The sequence below is a fragment of the Myxosarcina sp. GI1(2024) genome, assembly GCF_053543375.1.
The window spans coordinates 179,500-203,544 of sequence record NZ_JBKGTY010000006.1; the positions used below are offsets into that span (position 1 = coordinate 179,500).

At 42.4% G+C, this 24,045-nt stretch carries 22 protein-coding genes, 1 tRNA gene and 3 pseudogenes; 13 read left to right on the forward strand and 13 right to left on the reverse strand.

From position 1 onward, the window contains the following. Positions 1-36: 36 nt before the first annotated feature. The 3 genes and pseudogenes from ACLFKQ_RS21105 to ACLFKQ_RS21115 all read right to left on the reverse strand — a co-directional run bounded on the left by ACLFKQ_RS21105 (position 37) and on the right by ACLFKQ_RS21115 (position 1,854). Positions 37-432, reverse strand: a complete 396-nt coding sequence (locus ACLFKQ_RS21105) for a transposase (RefSeq protein WP_449001707.1) — start codon at positions 430-432, stop codon at positions 37-39. A 38-nt stretch (positions 433-470) separates the two neighbouring features. Then, positions 471-1,166, reverse strand: a pseudogene (locus ACLFKQ_RS21110) (SDR family NAD(P)-dependent oxidoreductase). Positions 1,167-1,179: 13 nt separating this feature from the next. After that, on the reverse strand, positions 1,180-1,854 hold the full coding sequence (locus ACLFKQ_RS21115; RefSeq protein WP_449001708.1) for a GNAT family N-acetyltransferase: 675 nt from the start codon (positions 1,852-1,854) through the stop codon (positions 1,180-1,182). A 121-nt stretch (positions 1,855-1,975) separates the two neighbouring features. Between ACLFKQ_RS21115 and ACLFKQ_RS21120 the strand changes: the two genes are divergently transcribed. Beyond that, entirely contained in the window at positions 1,976-2,563 is a 588-nt protein-coding gene (locus ACLFKQ_RS21120; protein WP_449001709.1) for a TetR/AcrR family transcriptional regulator, read from the forward strand. A 414-nt stretch (positions 2,564-2,977) separates the two neighbouring features. On the opposite strand, the gene ACLFKQ_RS21125 is transcribed toward ACLFKQ_RS21120, so the two are convergent. Beyond that, positions 2,978-3,514 carry a phycobiliprotein lyase gene (locus ACLFKQ_RS21125; protein WP_449001787.1) on the reverse strand — a complete coding sequence of 179 codons (537 nt, stop codon included), beginning with the start codon at positions 3,512-3,514 and terminating at the stop codon, positions 2,978-2,980. 147 nt (positions 3,515-3,661) lie between these two features. Next, a complete protein-coding gene (locus ACLFKQ_RS21130; RefSeq protein WP_449001710.1) occupies positions 3,662-4,150 on the reverse strand; it encodes a gluconokinase in 489 nt (162 codons plus the stop codon). Positions 4,151-4,241: 91 nt separating this feature from the next. On the opposite strand from ACLFKQ_RS21130, the gene crtH reads away from it, so the two are divergent. Both crtH and ACLFKQ_RS21140 read left to right on the forward strand, forming a co-directional pair. Continuing rightward, positions 4,242-5,762, forward strand: coding sequence for a carotenoid isomerase (gene crtH, locus ACLFKQ_RS21135; RefSeq protein ID WP_449001711.1), 1,521 nt, complete (start codon positions 4,242-4,244; stop codon positions 5,760-5,762). Between the two features lie 4 nt (positions 5,763-5,766). After that, the gene (locus ACLFKQ_RS21140; protein WP_449001712.1) at positions 5,767-6,006 is read left to right on the forward strand and encodes an RNA-binding S4 domain-containing protein; all 240 of its coding nucleotides are present in this window, start codon (positions 5,767-5,769) and stop codon (positions 6,004-6,006) included. A gap of 77 nt (positions 6,007-6,083) precedes the next feature. Here the strand turns inward: ACLFKQ_RS21140 and ACLFKQ_RS21145 are convergent, their stop codons facing one another. Continuing rightward, positions 6,084-6,890, reverse strand: coding sequence for a class I SAM-dependent methyltransferase (locus tag ACLFKQ_RS21145; protein ID WP_449001713.1), 807 nt, complete (start codon positions 6,888-6,890; stop codon positions 6,084-6,086). A 33-nt stretch (positions 6,891-6,923) separates the two neighbouring features. Then, entirely contained in the window at positions 6,924-7,946 is a 1,023-nt protein-coding gene (gene bioB / locus ACLFKQ_RS21150) for a biotin synthase BioB (protein WP_449001714.1), read from the reverse strand. Positions 7,947-8,109: 163 nt separating this feature from the next. On the opposite strand from bioB, the gene ACLFKQ_RS21155 reads away from it, so the two are divergent. Together ACLFKQ_RS21155 and ACLFKQ_RS21160 are read left to right on the forward strand one after the other, a co-directional pair. Then, a tRNA-Met gene (locus tag ACLFKQ_RS21155) sits at positions 8,110-8,183 on the forward strand. Positions 8,184-8,312: 129 nt separating this feature from the next. Beyond that, positions 8,313-9,296, forward strand: a complete 984-nt coding sequence (locus ACLFKQ_RS21160; protein WP_449001715.1) for a phosphotransferase — start codon at positions 8,313-8,315, stop codon at positions 9,294-9,296. A 23-nt stretch (positions 9,297-9,319) separates the two neighbouring features. Here ACLFKQ_RS21160 and ACLFKQ_RS21165 read toward each other — a convergent pair whose 3' ends face one another. Next, complete coding sequence (locus ACLFKQ_RS21165) at positions 9,320-9,871, reverse strand: hypothetical protein (RefSeq protein WP_449001716.1); 552 nt, start codon at positions 9,869-9,871, stop codon at positions 9,320-9,322. A gap of 275 nt (positions 9,872-10,146) precedes the next feature. Here ACLFKQ_RS21165 and ACLFKQ_RS21170 point away from each other — a divergent pair. Further along, positions 10,147-10,510 (forward strand): annotated as a pseudogene (locus ACLFKQ_RS21170) (putative quinol monooxygenase). A gap of 180 nt (positions 10,511-10,690) precedes the next feature. Here the strand turns inward: ACLFKQ_RS21170 and ACLFKQ_RS21175 are convergent. Further along, complete coding sequence (locus ACLFKQ_RS21175; protein ID WP_449001717.1) at positions 10,691-13,276, reverse strand: M1 family aminopeptidase; 2,586 nt, start codon at positions 13,274-13,276, stop codon at positions 10,691-10,693. A 386-nt stretch (positions 13,277-13,662) separates the two neighbouring features. Here ACLFKQ_RS21175 and ACLFKQ_RS21180 point away from each other — a divergent pair, with 386 nt between their 5' ends. The 3 genes from ACLFKQ_RS21180 (at position 13,663) to ACLFKQ_RS21190 (ending at position 15,649) form a co-directional block, all read left to right on the forward strand. Then, on the forward strand, positions 13,663-13,914 hold the full coding sequence (locus ACLFKQ_RS21180; protein ID WP_449001718.1) for a hypothetical protein: 252 nt from the start codon (positions 13,663-13,665) through the stop codon (positions 13,912-13,914). Continuing rightward, positions 13,907-14,206, forward strand: a complete 300-nt coding sequence (locus tag ACLFKQ_RS21185; RefSeq protein WP_449001719.1) for a GNAT family N-acetyltransferase — start codon at positions 13,907-13,909, stop codon at positions 14,204-14,206. Before ACLFKQ_RS21180 ends, ACLFKQ_RS21185 begins: the two co-directional genes overlap by 8 nt. Positions 14,207-14,422: 216 nt before the next feature. Continuing rightward, entirely contained in the window at positions 14,423-15,649 is a 1,227-nt protein-coding gene (locus tag ACLFKQ_RS21190; protein WP_449001720.1) for a UvrD-helicase domain-containing protein, read from the forward strand. A gap of 30 nt (positions 15,650-15,679) precedes the next feature. On the opposite strand, the gene ACLFKQ_RS21195 is transcribed toward ACLFKQ_RS21190, so the two are convergent. Continuing rightward, positions 15,680-16,099 carry a gamma-glutamylcyclotransferase family protein gene (locus ACLFKQ_RS21195; RefSeq protein ID WP_449001721.1) on the reverse strand — a complete coding sequence of 140 codons (420 nt, stop codon included), beginning with the start codon at positions 16,097-16,099 and terminating at the stop codon, positions 15,680-15,682. Between the two features lie 68 nt (positions 16,100-16,167). Here ACLFKQ_RS21195 and xth point away from each other — a divergent pair, with 68 nt between their 5' ends. Beyond that, positions 16,168-16,950 carry an exodeoxyribonuclease III gene (gene xth / locus ACLFKQ_RS21200; protein WP_449001722.1) on the forward strand — a complete coding sequence of 261 codons (783 nt, stop codon included), beginning with the start codon at positions 16,168-16,170 and terminating at the stop codon, positions 16,948-16,950. Between the two features lie 54 nt (positions 16,951-17,004). On the opposite strand, the gene pntB is transcribed toward xth, so the two are convergent. Next, positions 17,005-18,429 carry a Re/Si-specific NAD(P)(+) transhydrogenase subunit beta gene (gene pntB, locus ACLFKQ_RS21205; protein ID WP_449001723.1) on the reverse strand — a complete coding sequence of 475 codons (1,425 nt, stop codon included), beginning with the start codon at positions 18,427-18,429 and terminating at the stop codon, positions 17,005-17,007. A gap of 82 nt (positions 18,430-18,511) precedes the next feature. Then, positions 18,512-20,107, reverse strand: a complete 1,596-nt coding sequence (gene pntA, locus ACLFKQ_RS21210; RefSeq protein ID WP_449001724.1) for a Re/Si-specific NAD(P)(+) transhydrogenase subunit alpha — start codon at positions 20,105-20,107, stop codon at positions 18,512-18,514. 450 nt (positions 20,108-20,557) lie between these two features. Between pntA and ACLFKQ_RS21215 the strand changes: the two genes are divergently transcribed. Both ACLFKQ_RS21215 and ACLFKQ_RS21220 read left to right on the forward strand, forming a co-directional pair. Continuing rightward, a complete protein-coding gene (locus ACLFKQ_RS21215; protein WP_449001725.1) occupies positions 20,558-21,394 on the forward strand; it encodes a prephenate/arogenate dehydrogenase in 837 nt (278 codons plus the stop codon). A gap of 92 nt (positions 21,395-21,486) precedes the next feature. Next, the gene (locus tag ACLFKQ_RS21220; RefSeq protein WP_449001726.1) at positions 21,487-22,311 is read left to right on the forward strand and encodes an ion transporter; all 825 of its coding nucleotides are present in this window, start codon (positions 21,487-21,489) and stop codon (positions 22,309-22,311) included. Positions 22,312-22,400: 89 nt separating this feature from the next. On the opposite strand, the pseudogene ACLFKQ_RS21225 reads toward ACLFKQ_RS21220, so the two are convergent. Next, a pseudogene (locus ACLFKQ_RS21225) lies at positions 22,401-23,635 on the reverse strand (IS1634 family transposase). A 182-nt stretch (positions 23,636-23,817) separates the two neighbouring features. On the opposite strand from ACLFKQ_RS21225, the gene ACLFKQ_RS21230 reads away from it, so the two are divergent. Then, positions 23,818-23,955 carry a His/Gly/Thr/Pro-type tRNA ligase C-terminal domain-containing protein gene (locus ACLFKQ_RS21230; RefSeq protein WP_449001727.1) on the forward strand — a complete coding sequence of 46 codons (138 nt, stop codon included), beginning with the start codon at positions 23,818-23,820 and terminating at the stop codon, positions 23,953-23,955. Positions 23,956-24,045 lie beyond the last annotated feature (90 nt).

Sequence of the window (24,045 nt, forward strand, 5' to 3'; positions counted from 1 at the left end):
CATGTAACTTGGTACTAAATCCGCCACAAGAACCTCCTAAAGAGTGTTTTTCTGACCCCCTTTTGCTCCTGCTGCACAGGGATGAGCACGAATCATGGTGCTATCGGGAATTAAACTTTCTAAGTCAGCAGAGTGGGACATTTCTTGCAAGAGACGATGCCAAACTCCCTTCTGACACCAACGCCGATATCGTTTGTAGAGGCTGTTCCAGTTGCCAAAACGTTTGGGTAATTCACGCCATTGAGCACCTGTGCGAGTAATCCAGAGAACCGCATTCAGAAAACGACGACAAGCTTTGGGGTCTTTGATACGGATGTCTTGTTGGTGGCTCAGAACAACGAAAATTTGCTGCCAAGCAGAATCGTCCAACTTAACACGAGATTTCATGAAGAATTTTTTGACTAAAATCAGCAACTTCAGGTACTTTCTCATCTTTGCCTCTTTACGTCAACAGAACCTAAGCATTGCAATCAAGCTTCTTTACCTAACATTGCAGGTACATCAATCTCTTTAATACAAGTGGCTCGTGATAAGGAGAGAATACAGTCAAGAATGCGAAGAAGATCGCTGAGAGGAATCGCTGCACCACCCGTTAGATTCTCTGCCGCAAGATCCGCCATCACTTCGGGGGTGCCAACATTGCCAGGGTTAATTACTGTTACGCCAATTTGCTGCGATCGTAATTCTTCACGCAAGGAGTGCACCACTCCCCGCAGTCCAAACTTAGATGCACTATTAGCAACTTCCTTTCCTGGGAAATTATCTCGACCTGAGAGCGCTCCCATGAAAATGATTTTCGGATTGTTCGATCGTCGCAGGGCAGACAGCAACGCTTTCACTAACCGAATTGGAGCAACCAAATTAACTGCAATCACTCGGACAATATCCTCGTCAGAACATGCTTCAAAGCGGTACTGAGGGGTAAACGCATGGGTTTCCTAGGTTCCACCCATGTATAGCAAAGCATCTAAGCAATCATCCCCAATTGCTGTGACAACCGTTTCTATCCCTGCTAAGTCAGACAAATCTGCCTGCACCCATTCACCAACTGGAGCCGCTGTACGAGACACCGCTAATAGACGATCGCACTGGTTAATGAAATGTTCTGCAACCGCAAGTCCAATGCCACGACTTGCACCTGCGACTAAAACGGTCTTAAAAGACATTGTTGTTCTCCTTCTAATTGAGGCGCAGACCAAACTTCGTAACACCCGGAAACTTAATATTGAATTGTTCCGAGAAGTAATCCGCATAAAAGGTTTGATAGGGCTTAAACCCAATGGACTCGTAAGTATGACGGGCTACATCATTGCCGTTGATTACCATAATTCCGGCAAAGTCATGCTGCTGCGATCGCCCCTTCTCCAGCAAAGCTCTGAGTAATGCTTTGCCAAAGCCTTGTCCTCGCGCCTCTGGCAACACGGCAACATTTTCAATGATCCAAGTTGCCTGGGGCGTGAGGAAAACGGGTCGCAAATCCTCTCCCCAAAGCGCCATATAGCGATCGCGAAAGGCGGTTAGATTTTCCCTAGACCACTTCAACTCGTGGGCGATCTCCTCTAGACGAGATAGACGCAATGGGCAGTAGTCCTCTGTACCAGGTACATAGCCTGCTGCGGCTGCAACGGGTTTGCCCTGAGTCTCCAAAATCAGAAAATCCGCTACGTTGCCCCAATTAGAAGCATCTGTCCTCAGTTCTGCCTCAATAAACTGCAAGGCAGTGGTTCCAGTACCATCCAACAGATCTTCCCAAAAGCAGTGATTCAACGGCGGCAAAGAAGCCTCATACTCTATTCTGGCAAGGAATGGAATATCAGCCGTTGTTGCTTTACGGGTGGTTAGCGTGGTTGACATCGCAGCTCCTTTGAGGAAATTTCCTATAAAAGATACAATCTGTATGTATCTTAAACTAGAGGAAGATCCCCCTTGTTGTCAAGATACATACTGTCTGAATGTTAAATTCGAGTGATTCATCATGCCTGCCAAGTTGACCAAAGCTGAACAAACTCGCCGAACTCGCCGCGTCATTCTTGAGCGAGCGCGTCACTTATTTGCAACAAAAGGGTATGCCGCTACAGGAACCGAGGAAATCATCAGCGAATTAGGAATTACACGGGGAGCTTTATATCACCAATTCAACGATAAGCTAGGAGTGTTTAAGGCTGTCATCGTTGAAGCCTATGGCGAGATAACAGACTACATCCAAACTAAAATTCAACCGCTAGACAATAATTGGCAGCAGTTAATCGTCGGCTGTCAGGCATTTCTAGAAGTTGCTCAACAGGAGGAGCTGCGGCATTTGGTTTTCGTTGAGGCTCCAGCCGTTTTAGCAGCAGACGATCTGGTTGAAATTGATCGATATGGCTTTGATTTGCTCCATGAGTCCATTCAGATCGCTGTCGCTGAGGCTCAGCTAGACACGATCGACGCAGAAGGTTTTGCTCACTTAGTCAATGGTTCGCTGAATGAGTTAGCTGCTTGGGTTGCACAATCTAATGATCCTGAGCGGTTGAAAATAGCACAATCTCTAGTCGAGACATTACTGATACGGCACCGCAGTTAATCGTACTTATCAAATTGCAGATAATCTGCTTGACGATCACAATCATCTCATTAATCCCACGTTCCGCAGGTTAGACGGCGTAACCAATAACTACCTACACATATCCAAATTCTAGGTTCAAATGGAAGTACCTTTCATCTCTCAACTTTTAGAATGGCTGTAATAAAGCATTACATTACACTTGGCGAGTATCATGAATGACAAAGAGAACTGACCCAACTGTAAATAAAAAACTGGCTAGCAAGTGCAAAACAGCGTGTATTGAAACACCTTCTGTAAATTAGACCTCTTGCACGAATCGCACATTAGCTATTTAGGGAACAGGTTGATGAACATATTCAAATGCATAAGTTTCTGTCAGTGTAAAATGTGTCTTTTGCGATAATCTTCTAGTTCACTAGTCGAGTGCGTTTTCTAGTAACGTTTTTCTAAATACTGACCGATGATTATTTCTTGTCCGGCGCGAGAGATAATCGTCTGTCTGGTACGGTAGTTAGTACCGATTAGTTTAATTTCTTCTTCAAATACCGAACCATTATACTCGGTACGCAAACACATGGTTTCGGGATTGGTAAAAGAACAAACAGCAGTTATTGGTTTAGAAGTTGCAAAGCCGCGATCGCGATAGAGTAGGTTTCCTAAAACTCCAAAAATGGTCGAACCCTTGTTAGACTTACGGTTTTGGTTGGTATAGTTGCTTTCCCAGGTTACCTTAGTTCCGCAAACTAAAGCTTCTAGATTTTCTAGTTCGTGGAGTCGAGCTAATTCGACTAATTCTGGCGCACCAGCTTCAATAAAAGAGACGGTCAAAAAACTTTCAACTTCTTGAGGTTCTGTTTCTTTATTCAGAGTATAATAGCGTCGCTGAGATTTCCAATTGCCTTCAGACTTACGGAAAAACTCCACCGCTAAAGACTCAGATGCAACATTAGCCGTTTGCCCAGATTTCATAGAACTTTCAACTTTTTTTATCATTTTAATACACTCCTTTTTGGCATTTATGTCAAGCAATAAGGAGTACTTTGTTACGTTTGTTAATATAACAAATTTATTCCTAGGGTTCTTATGGCTAAAGATAGTTTTTGCCGTACTATAAATCTAGCGATCGCTCTTGCCTAATATTTGTGCCACAATCTCCTCTGGAGAGTAAGTAATATCGATAGTCAAAGCCGCTTTAGGTTCTTCTAAAGCTTCAAATTGACTGCGTAGCATATCTTCATCGAGAAAATGCTCCTGACGCTGACGCATTCTTTGTTTGATGAGATTGTAATCGCCCTTTAAATAAATCCAGGTAATTTCTTTGATGCGATCGCCCTGAAGAGTTTGACGATACTTTGATTTTAATGCCGAACAAGCGAGAACACCCTGTTTACCAGAACTTAGGGTATCTTCAATTAAATCTCTGAGTTTTAGCAGCCAAGGTTGACGATCTCGATCGTCGAGAGGAATTCCTTTGCTCATTTTGTCGATATTGGCTTGGGGATGAAAATCATCAGCGTCGTAAAAAGGAATACCGAGGCGCTCGCTCAGTAGCCTGCCCACAGTAGTTTTCCCAGAACCAGATACGCCCATAATAATGTAAAACATACAGTTTTAAAAAATACACCTGTCGATTTAGACGATAAACTATATATCTGAATTTAACTTGAATAATTTTAATAACTGACTATTTATATTTATGAGTGCGATCGCGACGGCTTCTTCCGCTACTGACTTGGATGTAGTAATTATCGGTTCGGGGATTGGGGGTTTGGTAACGGCAACCCAACTAGCAGCCAAAGGAGCAAAAGTATTAGTTTTAGAAAGTTATGTAATTCCAGGTGGAAGTGCGGGTTATTTCGAGCGAGAAGGATATCGTTTTGACGTTGGCGCGTCGATGATTTTTGGTTTTGGCGATCGCGGCACGACCAATTTACTGACTCGCGCTTTACAAGCAGTAAATATGGAAATCGAAACCATTCCCGATCCCGTACAGATTCACTATCATCTACCCAACAACATAGAACTTAAAGTCCATCGAGATTACGAAAAATTTTTAGGGGAATTGATTGCTATTTTTCCTCACGAAGCAACAGGAATTCGTCGCTTTTACGATGAATGCTGGAAAGTATTTAACTGTCTCAATGCAATGGAGTTACTTTCTTTAGAAGAACCGCGCTATTTAATGAGAGTATTTTTTCAGCATCCTTTTGCCTGTTTGGGATTGGTAAAATACCTGCCTCAAAATGTCGGCGATCTAGCTCGGCGCTACATTAAAGATCCTCAATTACTGAAATTTATCGATATGGAGTGTTACTGTTGGTCGGTAGTTCCAGCATCTCACACCCCAACGATCAATGCAGGGATGGTTTTCAGCGATCGCCATTATGGTGGCATTAATTATCCCAAAGGTGGCGTGGGACAAATTGCCCAAAAATTGGTTGAAGGGTTAGAAAAAGCGGGAGGACACATTCGTTATAAAGCGCGAGCTAAAGAGATTTTAATCGAGAATGGCAAAGCAGTAGGAGTAAAACTGACAGATGGCAAAGAATATCACGCGAAAAGAATTGTCTCTAATGCTACCCGTTGGGATACCTTTGGCAAACTCGTACCTCCAGAACACGTTCCTCAGGCAGAAAAGAAATGGCAGCAGAGGTATAAAAAGTCGCCGAGTTTTTTAAACTTACATTTAGGCGTAAAAACCGAAGTGTTACCCCAAGGAACGGAATGCCATCATATACTGCTTGAAGACTGGAACGAGATGGAAACCGCAGAAGGAACTATTTTTGTCTCTATACCCACCTTGCTCGATCCTAGTTTAGCTCCTGCAGGACACCATATTATTCACACTTTTACCCCCAGCTGGATTGACGACTGGCAAGGACTAACGCCACAAGCATATCGCAACAAAAAAGAAGCGGCAGCAGCTAAGTTAATTCATCGCCTCGAAGCTATTTTTCCTGGATTAGAAGCAGGTTTAGACTACCACGAAGTAGGAACCCCCCGCACCCATCGCCGTTTTCTCAACAGACAAGACGGTACCTATGGACCTATTCCCAGTAAAAAACTAGCAGGTTTACTCGGTATGCCATTTAATCGCACTGCCATACCCGGACTATATTGTGTTGGCGATAGTACTTTTCCAGGACAGGGGTTAAACGCCGTAGCTTTTTCTGGTATGAGTTGTGGCCATCGTATCGCCGTTGATTTAGGATTGTAGTTGTATGAGTAATGAAAGATTGACTAGCAAAGATAACCTCCCCCAACCACACATCAAACTCGACCAGTTTTTAAAATGGCAAGCCGTTGTCATGACTGGCGGCGAAGCTAAAATCTTGATTCGGCAAGGAGAAGTTGAAGTTAACGGCGAAATTGAAACTAGACGGGGTAAAAAATTACGGACGGGCGATCGCGTTACGGTAGCGGGAACGACCTATAGAGTAAATTTAAGCGATCGCCCTTAAATATGGATATGCTTAGGAAGTAATTGAAAAAACTTGTAAAGCATCAAGTAGGCTTTTTAGATTGACAACCGATCGAATTAAGTATTGTCTTTCTGTCCGACAACACCCACAGTAGCAACATACACAGCCCAAAAGTTTGGATTTTCTGCAAATTGACAATACCTTTCTATATCTTCTTCGCTGGCTTTGCCAGTAGCAAGATATTTTTCTTTTAGCTGCATTGCCGACATCTTCATCGTCGTTGCTACAGTCGAACCTCCGTTAGCAAGAGGAACGTCATTTTCTACTGCGTATATCTGCAAGCCGAGTTGCTGGAAGATGGAGGGTAATATAAAGCCTAGAGAATAGTTTAAACCGCGATCGCCAAACATCTGACGAATAGCTTGGTTTACTCTATCTACAGCCTGACAGCCTCGCTCATCACCAAAAATGGCTCTTGTCGCCGAAAAATCGGGTTCTTCAACTACTAACCAACCTCCAGGTTTTAACAAATCTAATATTCTCGATATAGCTACTTGAAAATCTGCCAGATGAATTAAGACATTGCGAACATGAACTAGATCGAATGAATTTTTTACTAGAGAGATATTGGAGTTACGAATATCATCTCTGATAATTTCTACGTTGGGTAGGGATATATCTTCGATAAAGCGAGTGTCAATATCTACAGCGATAACTCTGCCAGAAGTCCCCACAATCTCCGAGATCCATTTTACTATCGATCCCGCTCCTGCTCCTACTTCCAAGCATTGCCAACCTGTAGTCAACCCCGTAGCTAGAATGTGACATTGACTGAGAGGATCGCAAACTCGTTCGAGCATCCGTAGTCGTTCTAGTTCGGAGTTAAGTTGCGTATCGGTAAAAACATACTTATTTTCCGACATTTTTTTGAAACGAGTATTCTTTTTGTTAATGTTCTAACCAGCAACCGAAGCATATTCTTCTAAAATCGAACCATCGGGGGCTTCTAGAACAAAACCCGCATCACGAATCATTTCTAAATCGGCACGGGCGGCTTGTCCTGCGGTAGTAAGATAGTCGCCAACGAAAATTGAGTTAGCAGGATAGAGTCCTAAAGGTTGCAGCGATCTCAAGTGAACTTCTCTACCTCCGGCAATTCTAATTTCTTGAGAAGGAAGAAGAAAGCGGAACAGAGATAAAATCCGCAAACAGCGACGGGGATTTAACTGGTTAAGATTGGATAGGGGAGTTCCGGCAATGGGAATTAAGAAATTAATTGGAACGCTAGTAACATTTAGTTCCCGCAGCGCGTAGGCGAGATCGATAATATCGTCGTCTTCTTCGTTCATGCCGACGATACCGCCCGAACAGGTGATAATGCCCGCAGCCTGAACGTTTTTAATGGTCGTAACGCGATCCCGATAGGTATGGGTACTGCAAATATTATCGTGATGATTTTCAGAAGTGTTGAGGTTGTGATTGACACGATCTACTCCCACTGCTGCCAAACGCCTAGTTTGCGACTCGCTCAATAGTCCCAGACAGGCGCAGATTTTTAAATCGTGTTTGGCTTTAACGGCTTTAAATGCTTCTAATACCTTGGCAAACACCGACTCGGAAGGCGAGCGCCCAGAAATTGCCATGCAAAATGTTCCTGCTTTTAATTCGGCAGCGCGATCTGCGGCTTTAACAATTTTTTCCTGGGCTAGTAAAGGATACTTGTCAATTTCGGCAGTAGAAATTTTTGACTGAGAACAATAGTTGCAGTCTTCTTGACACAAACCACTTTGGGCATTGAGTAGAAAATGCAGTCTGACGCGATCGCCCCAATGATGATGCCGCACCTGATAGGCAGCAGCCAACTGTTCTAATAATACCGTATCGGGTGCTTGTAAACATGCTTTAGCAGTGACGCGGTCGAGCAATTCACCTGCTAGAGATTTTGCTGCTAATGCCTTAAAGTCTAGTAATTTAGTCATGGTGATCGCTATATCTTTGGCAGAGGATAAGTATTTATTGTTCTACATGGGAGACAGGAATGTCAAAATATATCAACAAATAAAAATTCTCAGCAAGCAGGACAAAAACATATTAAAAAAAGCTGCGATTAATCGGAAAGCTATGTTATACTGATGAGAGTGCCGCGGGATAGAGCAGTCTGGTAGCTCGTCGGGCTCATAACCCGAAGGTCGGTGGTTCAAATCCGCCTCCCGCCATTTTCATAGGATAAAAACCAAGTTAGCTTTGCTACTTGGAGTTAGGCTATTTAGTATTAAAACATACCAAAATTCAACTAGATAACCAGTAAGATCTTTGCAACTTAAGGTTTTCTGGCGCTCGCAATTGTGAATGTATTTCCAGCTATCTATACCACTCTCTGTTCCCAGAGCTTAATCGAACGAGTATTAACTAAGTATGACTTAGGAGTAGTAGAGCAGTGTCAGTTTTGGACTCGGGGCTTAAGCGACATTTATCTAGTAACTACCCCTAAAAAAGCTTATATATTAAGAATCTCTCATCATCATTGGCGTTCGAGGTCGGATATTCAGTTTGAATTAGAATTACTCGATTTTTTGCATCACCATCACTTACCCGTAGCTCATCCGTTGAAAACTACAGAAGAACGTCTACTAGTAGAGATTAAAGCCTTAGAAGGGGAACGGTATGGCGCGTTGTTTCATTTTGCCCCTGGGCGAGTTCCTTTAGGAGATTTGAACCTAACTCAAAGCCGAATCCTGGGAGAAACTTTAGGTAAACTACATAAAACCTGTTTAAAATTTAATACTCCAACTCTCCGTCATCCTCTCGATACTAAGTATTTGCTAGATGATTCTCTGGCAGTTATCGCTCCCTACTTACGGCAGAGACCGGCAGATCTGAAATATTTGGAAGAAGAGATCGCCGAAATTGCACGACAGCTAAACAGCCTGCCTCAACAAGCTCCCTTTTGGAGTGTTTGTTGGGGAGATCCCCATAGCGGTAACGTTCATTTTAGGGAAGATAACCGCTTAACTTTATTTGATTTCGATCAGTGTGGCTATGGTTGGCGTGCATTCGATTTAGCAAAGTTTCTGGAAACTTCCCTAAGGGCGGGGATTCATCGCAAAATTAGAGATGCTTTTTTTGCTGGATATCAAGACGTACAACAAGTAAGCAAAACTGAATTAAATTCGTTACAAGCATTGACTAAGACCGCACATATTTGGAGTTGGGCAATTAATATTAGCTGGTCAGCGATTCATAACTGGTCGAGATTGGATGATTATTATTGCACCAAACGTCTCGAACACCTTAAAAGATTGAGTACCAAAGATTGGCAACTGTTTTAAATTCCCTTGCCAAGAAGATCGATTTAGGATTTGATATTAGTTTTCGCCTTAGCAACTGCTTGGCGTAACTCATTTTTATTCATCTGACTGCGTCCGTCGATGTCTAATTCTTGTGCCTCTTCGTATAGTTCCTTTTTGGTCGGCTGGTTATCAGACTCCGAGTAGCCAGCTTCTGCCATAGCCCTTTTAATCGCAGGAGTCCATTCGACATATTGTTTGCCTTCCCGTGAAGCTTTTTGTTTGATGCGTTCGGCTTCTGTTTTTTCCGACTCGCTCAATAGTTGCCAAACTTTTTTAGGCAAATAACGTTTGGTTTTCTCATCCTGACGGGCTTTTACCCCTTCTTGAGTTTGCCAGTCTTGTTCGCTCCATTGTTCTAAAGATTGGGCGGCATCATCTTTTGCGTCTTGTTTGTAACCGCCGCCTTGCTTTTCGTATTCTTGGACGAGTAGCTGACTTTTTCGTGCCGACCATTGCCCGGGTTTAGCACCCTTATCAGAGTTCTTTATTTCTTCTTTAAGTTGGCGACGCAGTTCTGGTTTAGAATATTTTTTTTCGTATTTATCTTGGGGCATCAGCAATATATCTTTGGAGAAAACTAGTTCTAATTAAAAATAGTAATTAAGCAAGTAACGCTCTAATTTAGGCGATACAGAGTTGCTTTTCAAAGCGCTATTGTTTATCTGCTTTACAATTTATAGTTAACATTAATTAATAAACCTATTCATCGCTCATTTGATAGAGTAACGAGTTAGAGAAATTGTCAAAAAAGTTACTTTTTACGAAGTTAGAGACAGTCTAAAGGGGATCGAATCCTACTATACGTAAGTGCTTAAAAAGGAGAACTTACATGGCTACCCAAGACAAATGCTGTACGCTCGTGCCTTATTTTGAGGTTTCAAGTGGGCAAATTGAGGCTTTTCAAGAATTAATGCCAAAGGTTTGTTGAGAAAACTCATAGTGAACCAAAATGTCTTTACTACGGATTTAGTTTTAACGGAAATCGAGTTCATTGCCGTGAAGGATATGAAGATGCCGAGGGATTACTGGCAGATCTTGAAAATGTTGCTTCTCTGCTGGAGGAAGCTTTAAAAATTGCCGAGATAACTCGTTTGGAAGTTCATAATCCCGAAACAGAATTGGTAAAGCTGCGAGAATCTCTATCCGATCTAAAACCTGAGTTTTTTACTCTCAAATATGGTTTTCGTAGATGATACAGTAACGTGAGTTCGACGAGTTGCGTAGGAGTATGAAAAATTATCGGGAAATGGTAAAAAGGGAAAGGGATAAGCCTAATTATTCTTTCCTTTTCCCCTTACCCTTTCCCCTTTTCCCCAAATTTTGAATAGGTCACTGAATTTTGCCAAGTCGTGTAAGAGCGGGGAGTTAGGAGGCTAGCCTTTGGCTTCTAACTTTTCTAAACGACTCATTAATTTTTGGTTATCTTGCTTGAGTAGATCGAGTTCTTGACGTAACTCTTTAACTGCCTTGTCAGCACCCAGGTTTTTCTGTACCTTAGTTACTGCTTCTTCAGCCCTGCGACGCACTCTCCCATCGGGAGTTTGAGCTGCTAAAGCATTCAGAATGGCGATCGCACCTGCGGTTTCCATTTGACTCAAAGCCGAAACAACTGCCACCTGAGTTAAAAAGAAAGTTTCTCCAGCGATCGCTTCGAGTTGTTCTAAAATTACCCCTACTTTGTCTGGTGTTTGTCCTGTAGAAACCGATCCTAAAGAACGAATTGCGGCGAGTCTTAGCGGTTGAGGAACTCCTGACTTGGTGTATTCGCTAATAATATCTACCGCTTCGGGAGAAGTTTTCATTTTACTCAAGCCAGCGATCGCTCCAGAGCGCACTACTTCGTTCCAACCCGAACGCCGTTCCAAGACTTCTCGTAGAAGGGAAATTGCTTCTGACTGTTTATCTTTGAGAGTTCCTGCTACCATTCCCCCCAAGCTTCGGGCGCAAGCAGCTTCGGTATAGTAACTTGCATCCCCTCGATCGAGGCATTCGGCGATAGTGTTATAGCTAGAGGGCTCTTTAAAATTACTTAAAGCTTCAATTACAGCGCGGCGTACCCTAGCATCTTCATCTTTTAGCCCAGGCATCAAGGCTGCGGCAGCTTGGTTGAGTTTGATTTTGCCTAGTTGTTTGGCAACTTCTACCCGTACGCCCCAAAAGCGATCGCTCGTTAGAGCTTTTTCTAAGGCTTTAATTATCTCCAAACCGCCTTTTTTAGTCAAAGCTTCGGCGGCATAGATACGAGAGATGGGATCGGGGTCTTGTTGCAGTTGATTTTTTAGTTCGGTAACTGGATACTGTAAGCTAACAGTTTTAAGCCAGTTGTTATTGACATCAAAGCTAATAAAGTCGGGTTTTTTCTCTAACGGAAAATAGAAGCTTTGTTCTTTTTGATGGATGCGTAGGCTGAAAGTTTGCAATCTCGGTTTGGCATTGTCTTCAATATAGCCAAAAGCGACGGAAATTTTGAGATCGAATAGTTCGCTATTGCTACCTGTAAGCTCTTTTGCCTGTTCCTGGGTTACGGTTAGGCTGGCTAGATTGCTGTCGCCATCCCAAGCGTAGGCTACTTTAAAATCGGGATGACCGCCGCGAAAGACATAGCGATCGAATAGAGGCGATAAGTTGTAACCGGTAGCTTTATCGATCGCCCGCAACAAGTCTACAGTTTCTACTGTCTGATGGGCGTTATCGTTGACGAAGGTTTGAATGGCTTTATCGAACAATTCATCTCCTAAAACTGCCCGAATCATATGATAGACACAAGCACCTTTTTCATAGAGATGGCGATCGTAGAGTTCGATCGCTTCGCGATAGACATTAGTTACGATAGGACGACGATAGCGAGAACTGTCTTCTTCGATGTAGGTACGGGCTTCATTTAACAAATAATAAGCCGCGTCGTCTTTGCCGTATTCGGCTTCAGTCCAAAAAACTTCCGCATAGGAAGCCATACCTTCTTTAATCCAGGCATGAGACCAGTGCTTGATTACCACCAAGTCGCCAAACCACTGATGTGCCAGTTCGTGCAACACTAAACTTTCCGTACGCCGATTATCGATCTGCGCCCGTTCGTCCAACAAACAGCGGTCTGTCAACAGAGTGGTAGAAGTATTTTCCATTCCCCCAAAGATAAAATCATCAACGCAGACTTGAGCGTATTTAGGATAGGGATAATCATAACCATATTTTTGCGAGAGAAACTCAACCATACGCGGCGTTTTGTCCATGCTGCGCTTGCCGTCTGCTTCCCGTCCTTTTTCTACGTAATAGTTAACGGGAATGTCGCGCCATTTATCTCCTATTTCAGCAAAATCTCCCACCGCCAAAGTCATTAAATAAGTAGGATGAACCTGTTGCTGCTGCCAATGATAAATCTTGTCTTTTCCTACTATTTCAGTTTTCACTAATTCCCCATTAGAAATTGCCATGTATTTTTGGGGAACGCGGACGCGAATTTCTGAGGTAGCCAACTGTCCGGGATAATCGAAGCAGGGAAACCAAAACCGTGAATCTTCATCTTCACCCTGAGTCCACACCTGAGTGGGTTTGTCGGGATAATCTTCAGTCGGGCTGATAAAATATATTCCCCGTTGGGGCTGTTCTACCTTGTAGGCGATCGCTAGATAGATTTTTTCTGTAGTAGTCGGTTGGGAGAGGTAGATTATTAACCGTTCGCCGTCATAGTCAAATTTCTGACTTACTTCATTCATCAATACCGACTCAATATTTAAATCGACAGCATCGAGAGTTAGCTGTTGGATACCCGATCGCACTGGAGTTAGAGTAATGGTGCAAGTCCCCGTAAAGCTTTTTTGGGGAATAACTAATGCTAAATCGAGTTTAATATGATTTACCTGACCTGGACGGTCTGGATTATAGTGAGGTTTTGCCCCTGGTAGTTCAAAAGATGGACGTTGCTTCTCTTCGACATCAAAATAAAAATAATTCTGCGACATAATATTTGCAAGATTGCGATTGGCTACTGCTTATTAGAATATCGAGTAAACAAGGATAGTTGCTATGATTGTTTAAAAATAGCCGATTTTAGTTTTTTTACTACTTAATCTTAGAGATAAAAGCCTTAATAAAATTAGAGAACATTTATAAAGTAAAGACAAAAATAATGTAGAGTGGGCATGGCAATTTATGTTGAAAGTAACGAATAATTTTTATCATGCCCACCGCACTCTACATTTTATGGTTCCTCGTCTTTGTGGTGGGCAACGAAGTACAGTGAAGCTGCTATTGGACAGTACTAACGTTTGCCCACCCTACGATGATGTGATCGCTTAATGATTACTTTATAAATAGCTTCTTACGTTTCAAATCAAAAAATAGGATAATGACAAGTAGAAATTTGTTTACATTAGGAGTACCTGGATACTCAGTAGAAAGTTTAGAACTGAGGGATGTAGAACGCCTCCAGAAACTTTACGAAAAGTGCGCTGATTTTGCTGATCTTGTAGATGGACAACCACCATCGCCTACGGCTGCACGCGAAGAGTTCTTTGCAGTACCAGAAGGTAAATCATTGTCTGATAAATTCATGTTTGGTATTTTCGATCCACAGCACGAACTTATTTGGTTTGATTGAGTCTATTCGTGGCTACCCCGATGAGCAAACGTGGTGGGTTGGACTTATTATGTTAGCACCAGAGTATCGTGGGAAAGGGTTGCTTGATCCGCTTGTGCAATCTTTTGAACACTGGGTAGCGAAGCGCGGCATATCCTACATCATGGGTTCTGTAGTTGAAATTAATATTAAAGCACTACGTTTGTGGAAAAGAATGGGATTTGAAATTATTCGCCAAACACCACCAAAGCAATTTGACCGAAAGGCTCACTCTCTTTATATTATTCGACGAGCTGTGATTGAAAATGGCTAGCTTGCGAAATGCAGACTTTTTTGGTTGTGTCGGAACTTGACTTCTTTGTTTGAAACATATCTTATAGTGTCCAAAAAAAATATTTTATTCTGGAAGTGACAGATCGAGTTTTTCATAAATATGAGTTTATATTTATAGGCAGTCTCAGTAGTTTCAGCTAGTGACGGACAGAGCAATTCAGCATAGGATTTTAAATAAAATAAATACGATCATAAAATGTGGATTAATTTCGAACAAAGTCGCGATCGCCGTTTAAAACTAACCGAATTAGATAGCGAACAAAATAAAGCGAAGAATTTGCGTTCTAAAGGTGCGGCGATAGTTCGTGGCGTTGCTGGTTCTGGTAAATCTCTGGTATTACGCAATAGAGTTGAAAAACTAGCTGAAGACTTCGACGATATTTTGGTGTTGAGCTACAACCGCTTCATGAAGGAGTGGTTGAAAGCGAACTTCCAGAAAGCAAATGTCAGTGTTGAATGCAAAACTTTTCATCAGTGGGCACATCAGAAGTTAAAGTATAGCTATGAATACGATCTAGACGAAGTGGTGCGATTGGCGAAGAAATGCGATCGCCAGTATCAGGCAATTTTAATCGATGAAGCTCAAGATTTCTACGATGAATGGTTTTTAGCCGTACGAGAGGTACTAGATCCCAAAACCGAAGCTTTATTCATCGTTTATGATAACACTCAGTCAGTTTACGGACAGCCCCATCGCCGCAAATCCAATTGGACTTGGAAAAGTTTGGGGATCGATATTCCTGGAGGGCGATCGCAAGTATTTGATGTAAATTACCGTAACTCGCCAGAGATCCTAGAATTGGCTTGGCAGTTTATCGAACCCGCTCTATTTGCTGCAGATATGAAAGTAGAAAAACGCGAAAGAGACGAGACGGGCAAACTAATTAAAACACCCAGTATCGGCAGTATTATCGAACCAAAGAAAAAACTCGCTCGTAGTTCTGAGATCGAACCTCTGCTAATAGAAGCATACTATGAAGATATGCCAGGTAAAATCGCCTATGAGGTACGAGATGCTCTCAGTACCGATCCCGAATCTTCTATCGGTATCTTGGTTCATCCTCAAAGTAAAGATTTAAAGCAGGAAATTAGTCGAGAATTAGGGGCATTAAACATCAACCATCGCGCTCCGAAAACCTCTCAAGAAAGAGAAGGCAACGTAGTCGATCGCCCTTATGTCATCGTCGATTCTTGGAATGCACTAAAAGGTGTAGAATTCGACGCGGTTATCATTGCAGGCGTTGACAGTCTGACTCAGTACGCACCAGATGCTGAAATTGACTTTGAAGCCAAAGCAGGACTGTATACCGCAATGACTAGAGCTAGAGATCATCTAATAATGCTCTATGAAAATAAAGATTTGGTTGTCGATGAAATTACGACGGCTTTACAACATAGCGATCGCTTGGATAGCGAAGAATAACTCTCGTTGGAGTTAAACCGTTGTTGATGCTTACTTACTACTCCACCAGCCAGAAGTCAGGGCAATACTTTTAATTCGAGCAATTTTCGATTCGCTCATAAAATAACACCAGGCATCAGCCAAAAAACGATCGTTGAAATCGTACGTAGGAACTAATAAACGGTAATATTCATTTAACTCTAAGGCTCGGTTAACTCGATATCCTTCCAGTCTGTCTAAGCTTGGTAAAACATCGAAGTCGGCAAAAGTCAGTAAAAAACCTTCGACTTTACTATTTCCTCGGGCAATCGCTGGATAACCAACTGGTAAACTATATAACTTGCCCCTGACATATGCTCTAGTTTGCGATCGCACTTTGCTTCCACAATAATATTGATAATTTCTTTCCCCTGGCTTGAGAGTTCCGTATACGAAAACATTTAGAGTCGATGTTGCTAGTTCCTCGTTCATGCCCCAATTTTACTTTTGCCTGCTTCTAGGTTAATGTATGATTCGCGCCGATTATTTACCAGCAGTCGATGAAAATAGCTACTTGGAATGTTAACTCAATCCGTACCCGACAAAAGATTATCATTGATTGGCTGCAACAACATCAGATAGATGTTCTTTGTTTGCAAGAAACCAAAGTGCGAGACGAAGATTTTCCGCGATCGCCTTTTGCAGAACTAGGCTACAATCTCTATATTTCGGGACAAAAATCCTATAATGGCGTAGCTATTTTTAGTAAAACTCCTCTAACAGATGTTAAATTCGGTTTTACTCCGATTGTCGGCAATAAAGCCGCAGATTTCGATCTACAAAAGCGAGTTATTAGCGGTAGGATTGATAACATTCGCCTCGTCAATCTCTACGTTCCCAATGGTGCTGCGATCGGTAGCGGGAAATATCAGTATAAATTAGACTGGTTTAAAATCTTACGGGAATATCTAGTCGTACTAAAAACTGAGTCGAGCGAAATGTGGGTTTGTGGTGATTTTAATATTGCTCCAGAAAATAAAGATATTTACACCTCCGAAGGTAGAGAAACCCATATCATGTCTTCTCCTGCAGAACGAGAAGCACTAGGAACAATTCTCGAACTCGGCTTGCGAGATGCCTTTCGTAAATTTACTACCGAACCAGGGCATTATAGCTGGTGGGATTATCGTGGCGCAGGTTTTGCTCGTAATCGAGGTTGGCGTATCGACCATCATTATTTAACTTCAGAGCTATATACTCGCGCTATTAATTGTTGGATTGATATCGAACCGAGAAAGTTAGACAAGCCTAGCGATCATGCTCCAGTCGTCGTTGAGGTTTAGACATTAGTGATTTAGATTATCCCTCCCAACAAAGCAGGAGGGATCGAACTCATATTAAGCAGTAACTAATTCTTTTTGCTTCGTTTCACTCGCCGATAATTGACTCAACAACGCGCTGACATTTTGTTTCGCATCGCCAAAGAGCATTTGATTATTATCCATATAGAATAGAGGATTATCTACACCTGCATAACCGATACCCAAGCTGCGCTTCATAACCACGACGTTATCTGCTTTCCAAACTTCCATCACGGGCATACCTGCGATGGGGCTATCGGGATCGTCTAATGCACTAGGATTGACGGTATCGTTAGCACCGATGACTAAAACAACATCAGTATCGGAGAAGTCATCATTGATTTCGTCCATTTCTAATACGATGTCATAAGGAACATTAGCTTCAGCTAACAGAACGTTCATGTGTCCTGGCATTCTGCCTGCTACGGGGTGAATACCAAAACGGACTTGTTTACCTCGTTTGCGGAGGATCTTAGTAATATCGGAAACGGCGTGTTGGGCTTGCGCTACAGCCATACCGTAACCGGGAACGATGACTACGCTTTTAGCATCGTTGAGGAGTTCGGCGACTTCTTCGACATTGGTTGCGGTGGCTTTACCCATCGGTTTGGCTTCGCCTTTACCAGCATTATCGGAACTTTCACCAAAACCACCCAAGATGACGCTGATAAAGGAACGGTTCATAGCTTCGCACATAATGTAGCTGAGGATCGCGCCGCTACTGCCAACTAAAGCACCAGTAACAATTAGCACGTCATTGTTCAGCATAAATCCAGCCGCAGCCGCAGCCCAACCAGAATAGCTGTTGAGCATGGAAATAACTACGGGCATATCTGCACCGCCGATACCCATAACCAGTAGGAAACCGAGAACGCCAGCCAAACCAGTCATAATCAGCAAAGGTTGCAGTCCGTTTTCCGTGCCCATAAACTGTACCCCCAAGAAGACCGAACCTACTATTAAAGCGATGTTAATGAGATGACGAGCAGGTAATTTTAAAGGCTTACTGCCTAATATACCGTTGAGTTTGCCAAAAGCGACAACCGAACCAGTAAAGGTGACGGCACCAATAAAGACACCGACAAAGATTTCAATTTCGTGGATCGTAGCTTCGACCCCTACTAAATTAGCATTCGGCTTTAAATAGTTGGAAATACCGACCAATACGGCAGCCAAACCAACAAAGCTGTGAAGAATAGCTACCAATTCGGGCATAGCTGTCATGGCGACTCTAGCGGCTAAAATCGAACCGATAATTGCTCCAGGAACGACCGCCCCAATTAGAATGGTGTAGTTGTGAACTTGAGAACTTAGAGCGGTAGCGACCAGCGCGATCGCCATACCGATAATACCGAATAGATTACCTTTTCGAGCAGTTTCCTGGTTGGATAGACCTCCCAGGCTGAGAATAAACAAGGCACTTGCCGCAATGTAAGCGACGGTGATGAGATTATTAGACATAGAGATTAAAAATGACGATCGAGATGTATTGTCAGTAGGGGCGAACCGGTATTCGCCCTGAGAATAAATGGTGGATAAGTGTTTATTTCTGAAACATTTTTAGCATCCGTTGGGTGACGAGAAAACCACCAGAGATGTTGATCGTTCCTACTAAAATGGCGATCGCCCCAAGAATTACCGCAGGAGAAGTTATTTCACCAGATATCTGCAACATTCCCCCCAAGATGATGATGCCGCTGATCGCATTAGTAACGCTCATCAGAGGTGTATGCAGGGCAGGAGTAACGTTCCAAATTACCTGCCAACCGACAAAGCAAGCTAGAACAAACACGGTGAAGTGAGATAAGAAAGAAGAAGGGGCACTGATGCCTATTCCCAGTAAAGCCAAACCAGCCACAATCAACCACAAGAAACTTCCTGAAGTTTTTTGCTTTTCTGTCTGATTGGCTGTTGCTACTGTAGCTTTCCCTTTAGGGGGAGGTGTGGGGGAAGGATTGGCAACTTTTGGCGGCGGCCAAGTTATTTTACCTTCATGGAGTACCAATGCGCCTCTTACTACTTGGTCTTCGTAGTCTACTTTATAATCTTCCGCACCTCCCATATCTTTGAGCAGATGCCAGAGATTAGTACCGTACAGCTGACTCGATTGTGCCGCCATGCGACTGGGCAAGTCGGTCAAACCGATAATAGTTACGCCGTCGTATTGATAGATTTCGTTAGGCTTGGTTACTTCGCAGTTTCCACCCTGTTCGGCTGCTAAATCTACTACTACCGAACCTTCCTTCATCGATTCCACCATGTCGGTAAGAATTAACTTAGGTGCCGGTTTGCCCGGAATCAAAGCTGTAGTGATAATGATATCGACTTCTTTGGCTTGTTCTCTAAACAAAGCCATTTCCGCTTCAATAAATTCTTTACTCATGATTTTGGCATAACCACCAGCACCAGTGCCATCTTCTTCAAACTCCAGTTCGAGAAATTCTGCACCCAGGCTTTCTACCTGTTCTTTGACTACCGGACGAGTATCGAATGCACGTACTACCGCACCCAAGCTTCTCGCCGCGCCAATGGCAGCCAAACCCGCTACCCCTGCACCGATAACGAGAACTTTTGCGGGGGGAACTTTACCTGCAGCAGTAATTTGCCCTGTAAAAAAGCGTCCAAAGTTATTAGCAGCCTCGATTACCGCTCGATATCCGGCGATGTTTGCCATCGAACTGAGAGCGTCCATTTTTTGAGCGCGACTAATTCTGGGGATAGAATCCATCGCCAACACGGTAGCATTACGAGATGCCAGCTTATTTAATAATTCTTCATTCTGTGCGGGCCAAATAAAACTAATAATAGTTTTGCCCTCTGGCATCATTTCAATTTCTGAAGTTTCGGGGGCGCGTACTTTGAGAATAATATCGGCTTCTGCCCACAAGGTTTGAGCGTCGGGAACGATCTGACAATCAGCTTCTTGGAAGGCACGATCGCTAAAGTTCGCTCTGTCCCCCGCCCCGGACTCGACTAAGACTTCAAAACCGAGTTTTTGCAACTTCTTGACGGTATTGGGAGTTGCAGCTACACGACGTTCATTTTCAGATACTTCTTTTGGTACGCCAATTTTGCGAGGGCTAGATTTTTTTTCCTCTGGCCGTTGTTGTTCGATTTGACGATCGACGGTTGCGGTCATGTATTCTCCTTAAACTTAAAATATGTGCAAACGATATCGAGACATTAAAATCGTCCTACATAAATAATCTAAATGCTAATTAAAATTAGCTGTTAGCAGTATTTGAGGACGCAACGTTAGTTTAAAAACTATATAGTATTAGTTAAATTTTCAGGCTTAGATGGTTATACGATCGATCATACGTCTACTATATTCCTATTTTTAGCAGCTTAGCTCAAATAATAAATTTCTTCCCCAATTGACTGAGCAGTGACAGTAATGGCAAATATAAATATTTTTCTGCTTCTACTGTCCGTCGATCTTAGAACGATCCCCATAACCCTAGAAAAAACTTTAACTTGTCTTAGTAATTGTTTAATTTCTCTTATTATTAGTATTTGATGTTTAACAGTAGTTGTTGTCGGCAGTTCTCTAGCTAAAAACTAGGTAGGGATTGACTTAGTGATTTTTATGAAAATTGGTATTGTTGGCTTGGGGTTAATCGGTGGTTCTCTGGCGCTCGACTTGCGATCGCACGGACATCGGGTAGTTGGTGTATCTCGAAAAGAAAGAACTTGTCAACTTGTCTTAGAAAGACAAATAGTAGATCTAGCCAGTACGAATTTAAATATTGTTGACGAGACAGAAATTGCGATCGTCTGTACCCCAATTGAAGCGATCGCGCCTACTGTCAAACACTTAATTACTATACTCGACCGTCGTACTATAATCACCGATGTGGGTTCGGTAAAGCAGCCTGTAGTCGAAACCTGTTCTAAGTTGTGGACTAATTTTGTCGGCGGACATCCGATGGCGGGTACGGCAGAAAGCGGTATCGAGGCGGCGCAACCTAATTTGTTTGAGGGTGCCTCTTATGTTTTGACTCCGGGGGAAAATACGCCTCCAGAAGCTGTCGAGAAAGTCAAGGCGATCGCCTTATCTATCAACGCCATACCCTATATTTGTAATGCTAGAGTACACGATCGCGCTGTCAGTTGGATATCTCACTTGCCCGTCATGGTCAGCACTAGCTTAATTACTTCTTGCCTGTCTGAGGAACCAGAGGTATTGCAGTTAGCGCAGCAGCTTGCCAGTTCTGGATTTCGCGATACCAGTCGAGTAGGAGGCGGTAATCCCGAATTAGGAGTAATGATGGCAAAATACAATCGCACGGAATTGTTGCGATCGCTCGTTCGATATCGTGGAAATTTAGATAAAATTATTACACTTATTGAAGCCGAAGACTGGCAGGGTTTAGAACAAATACTAGCAACCAATCAACGAGCCAGACCGAGTTTTTTAAATTAAGTAGGTATTATGTTGCTTGAATAAAAATTTATCTTCTTCACTCTGCACTTTGTCTCAATCATTCAGGATTAAGTAACCCGAAATATTTAAACGTGTCTAGTAATTCTCCATCATTTACCGAGCAATTTTCCTTGCGGAAGAAAGTTGCTTTTTATTTGCAAGATACGCGAACGGTTATTGGTTTATGGTTTAATTTAATTATTCTGGGGTTGATTTTGGTTTCTTCGGCTATTTTTGTGGCAGAGACTTATGAAATTCCAGAGCAAATTAGAAATAATTTAGAAATTCTCGATCTGATAATTTTAGTAATCTTTGCGATTGAATATGGTTTGCGGTTTTGGTCTGCTTCCAATAAACGCAAATTTTTCTTTAGCTTCTTTTCTTTTATCGACTTAATCGCAATTTTGCCTTTGCTATTTGGTTTTCTCGATATTCGCTTTATTCGTATTTTTCGGTGGTTTCGAATTTTAAGAATAGTTCGTTTTTGGCGATTTGAAGTTAAACTATTTGGGATTAAAGCTCAAGATAGTATAGTTTTTGCTAGAATTTTTTTGACTTTATTTTCGCTAATTTTTGTTTATGCTGGTTTGATTTATCAAGTGGAACATCAGGTAAATGATGCGGGATTAAAAAATTTTTTTGATGCTTTTTATTTTGTAGTAGTTACTATGACTACTGTGGGGTATGGTGACGTTACTCCCCTATCTCAAGCAGGTAGGGCAATGACAGTTCTGATGATTTTTACAGGAGTATTGTTTATTCCCTGGCAGCTTAGCGAATTAATTGGACTGGTAGTTAAAACCGCTACTTCAGTGGAAGAAAAATGCCCCAATTGTGGTTTATCTCGTCACGAACCCGATGCTATATTTTGCAGGCAGTGCGGCACGAAATTAAGTACCAAAGAAAGCGATCGTTAATTAACGACTCACGGTTCGCTCATTTAGAAAATCACTAGAGAAATAAAGAAGCTAGAATCAAGTGAAGATAGGGGGTTGAGCGATTAAGGTCAGTCAGGAACTAGCTGAGGAACTATGTAAATAGATTCGGGGATTTTCATCAGCTGTAAAATTTGTCTTTGAAGAGAGTTGAGAGAGGTAATTTCTCTTGAGCCATCAGGATAAAGATACAAAGTCAGCCCTGAAAAAGCAGCTCACAACTTTTCTGCGGTAGGACGAGAAGTACTACGTTTAGGTAATCCAGGATAAAGTCCCGAAAGAGATTGCTGTGTCACCGCTAATTGGCGACGTACCACAAATTCCATTAAGGTGAAAAGCGTTAAAGCGATCGTGAGCAAAAACATCAACCCTAGAATCCGCTCTTCATCCGTTCTGACCAACAATACCACTGTCGATCTTCTTTGTCATAGCAGAGACTAGCCAAAGGAACTTCAAACCCCTTACCAATAGGAGATTTGGAGTCAGCTTCTTTCGAGTCAAGGCAAATGTCTTCTAGGGCAGTTGGGGGATTAGCTACCCATTGCGATAACAATTTGGGACGAGGTTGATGCATCGCTAAAGGAAAGCAGTAAATTCTTCCTTCTTGGTTAATTTTAGCCCGATTATTCCATGTTGAACCTTTAGAATCGGCTAGAAACAAGAAATCTTTGTGACCAATAATCTCTACCAATTTCTGCCATGTCGGTAGATAATGAGACTCATCTGTCCCATTTCCTGATAATGTAGCCCCCAATCGCGGCATTCCCATGGGGTCTAATGTAGCGAGCAGCTGACGGTATTGAACACGATCGGGGCGACGCTCTTTGCTATAACCAAAATTCAGCAAGTTATTTGCTTCTGTTTCTTTTGTGGGCTGATGATAAACACTAAAACTTGTAGTATCGCTTCTCGCTTTGTCCGTTGGCAATTCATAAGCTCTGATTGTACTTTGTCCTAATCTAAGAGCTATTCTGTCTCGTCTCTCTTGTTCCGATGACCCGATTACACTTAACAAGTTCGCTAGTCGGTCATCGGTAGCATCTTTGACCCCAATGTTCCATCCTGTAGCCATTTCTAAGGTTTGCCGATGTTTTTCTACCCATGGTTCTACTGCACATAATCGGGGATCTGATTGACTTGCTACATAAGCTAACAATAACACCGCTAGTTGACCATAACTTAGCCCCTGTCGATTCCCATGAGGAGGAGCTAGCTCTTGGTCGATGATTGATGCTATTTCCATTTGCTTTAGCCAATGGATAATTAGAGGTAGATCCTCTGCTCTTTCTGAGTTGGTTCCTTTCAAGAATATTGGTCTCTCTATTCTCTCAACTTCTTTCTCAGCATACACTTGAGCTATTTTATTTCCTTAGCAATTTTTGATTTAAGCGAACGATGAGTTGCGATGGGCAGAATTGGGTACGGTATATCGCTACAAACGTTCTGGTGTCCTACATGGTTTGATGCGAGTGCGGGGTTTTACTCGTAGTGGCAGTAGTTGGCAAACGGGAAGTTGAAACTCAAACTTTAAGCATTCGCACTCGCCAGCAAGGAGATATTGGAACGATGAATATAACTGAGTTGAAAGAAAATTTAGATAAGGCGATCGCTCTTAGGTTCTGTTGACGTAAAGAGGCAAAGATGAGAAAGTACCTGAAGTTGCTGATTTTAGTCAAAAAATTCTTCATGAAATCTCGTGTTAACGGTACTTAAACA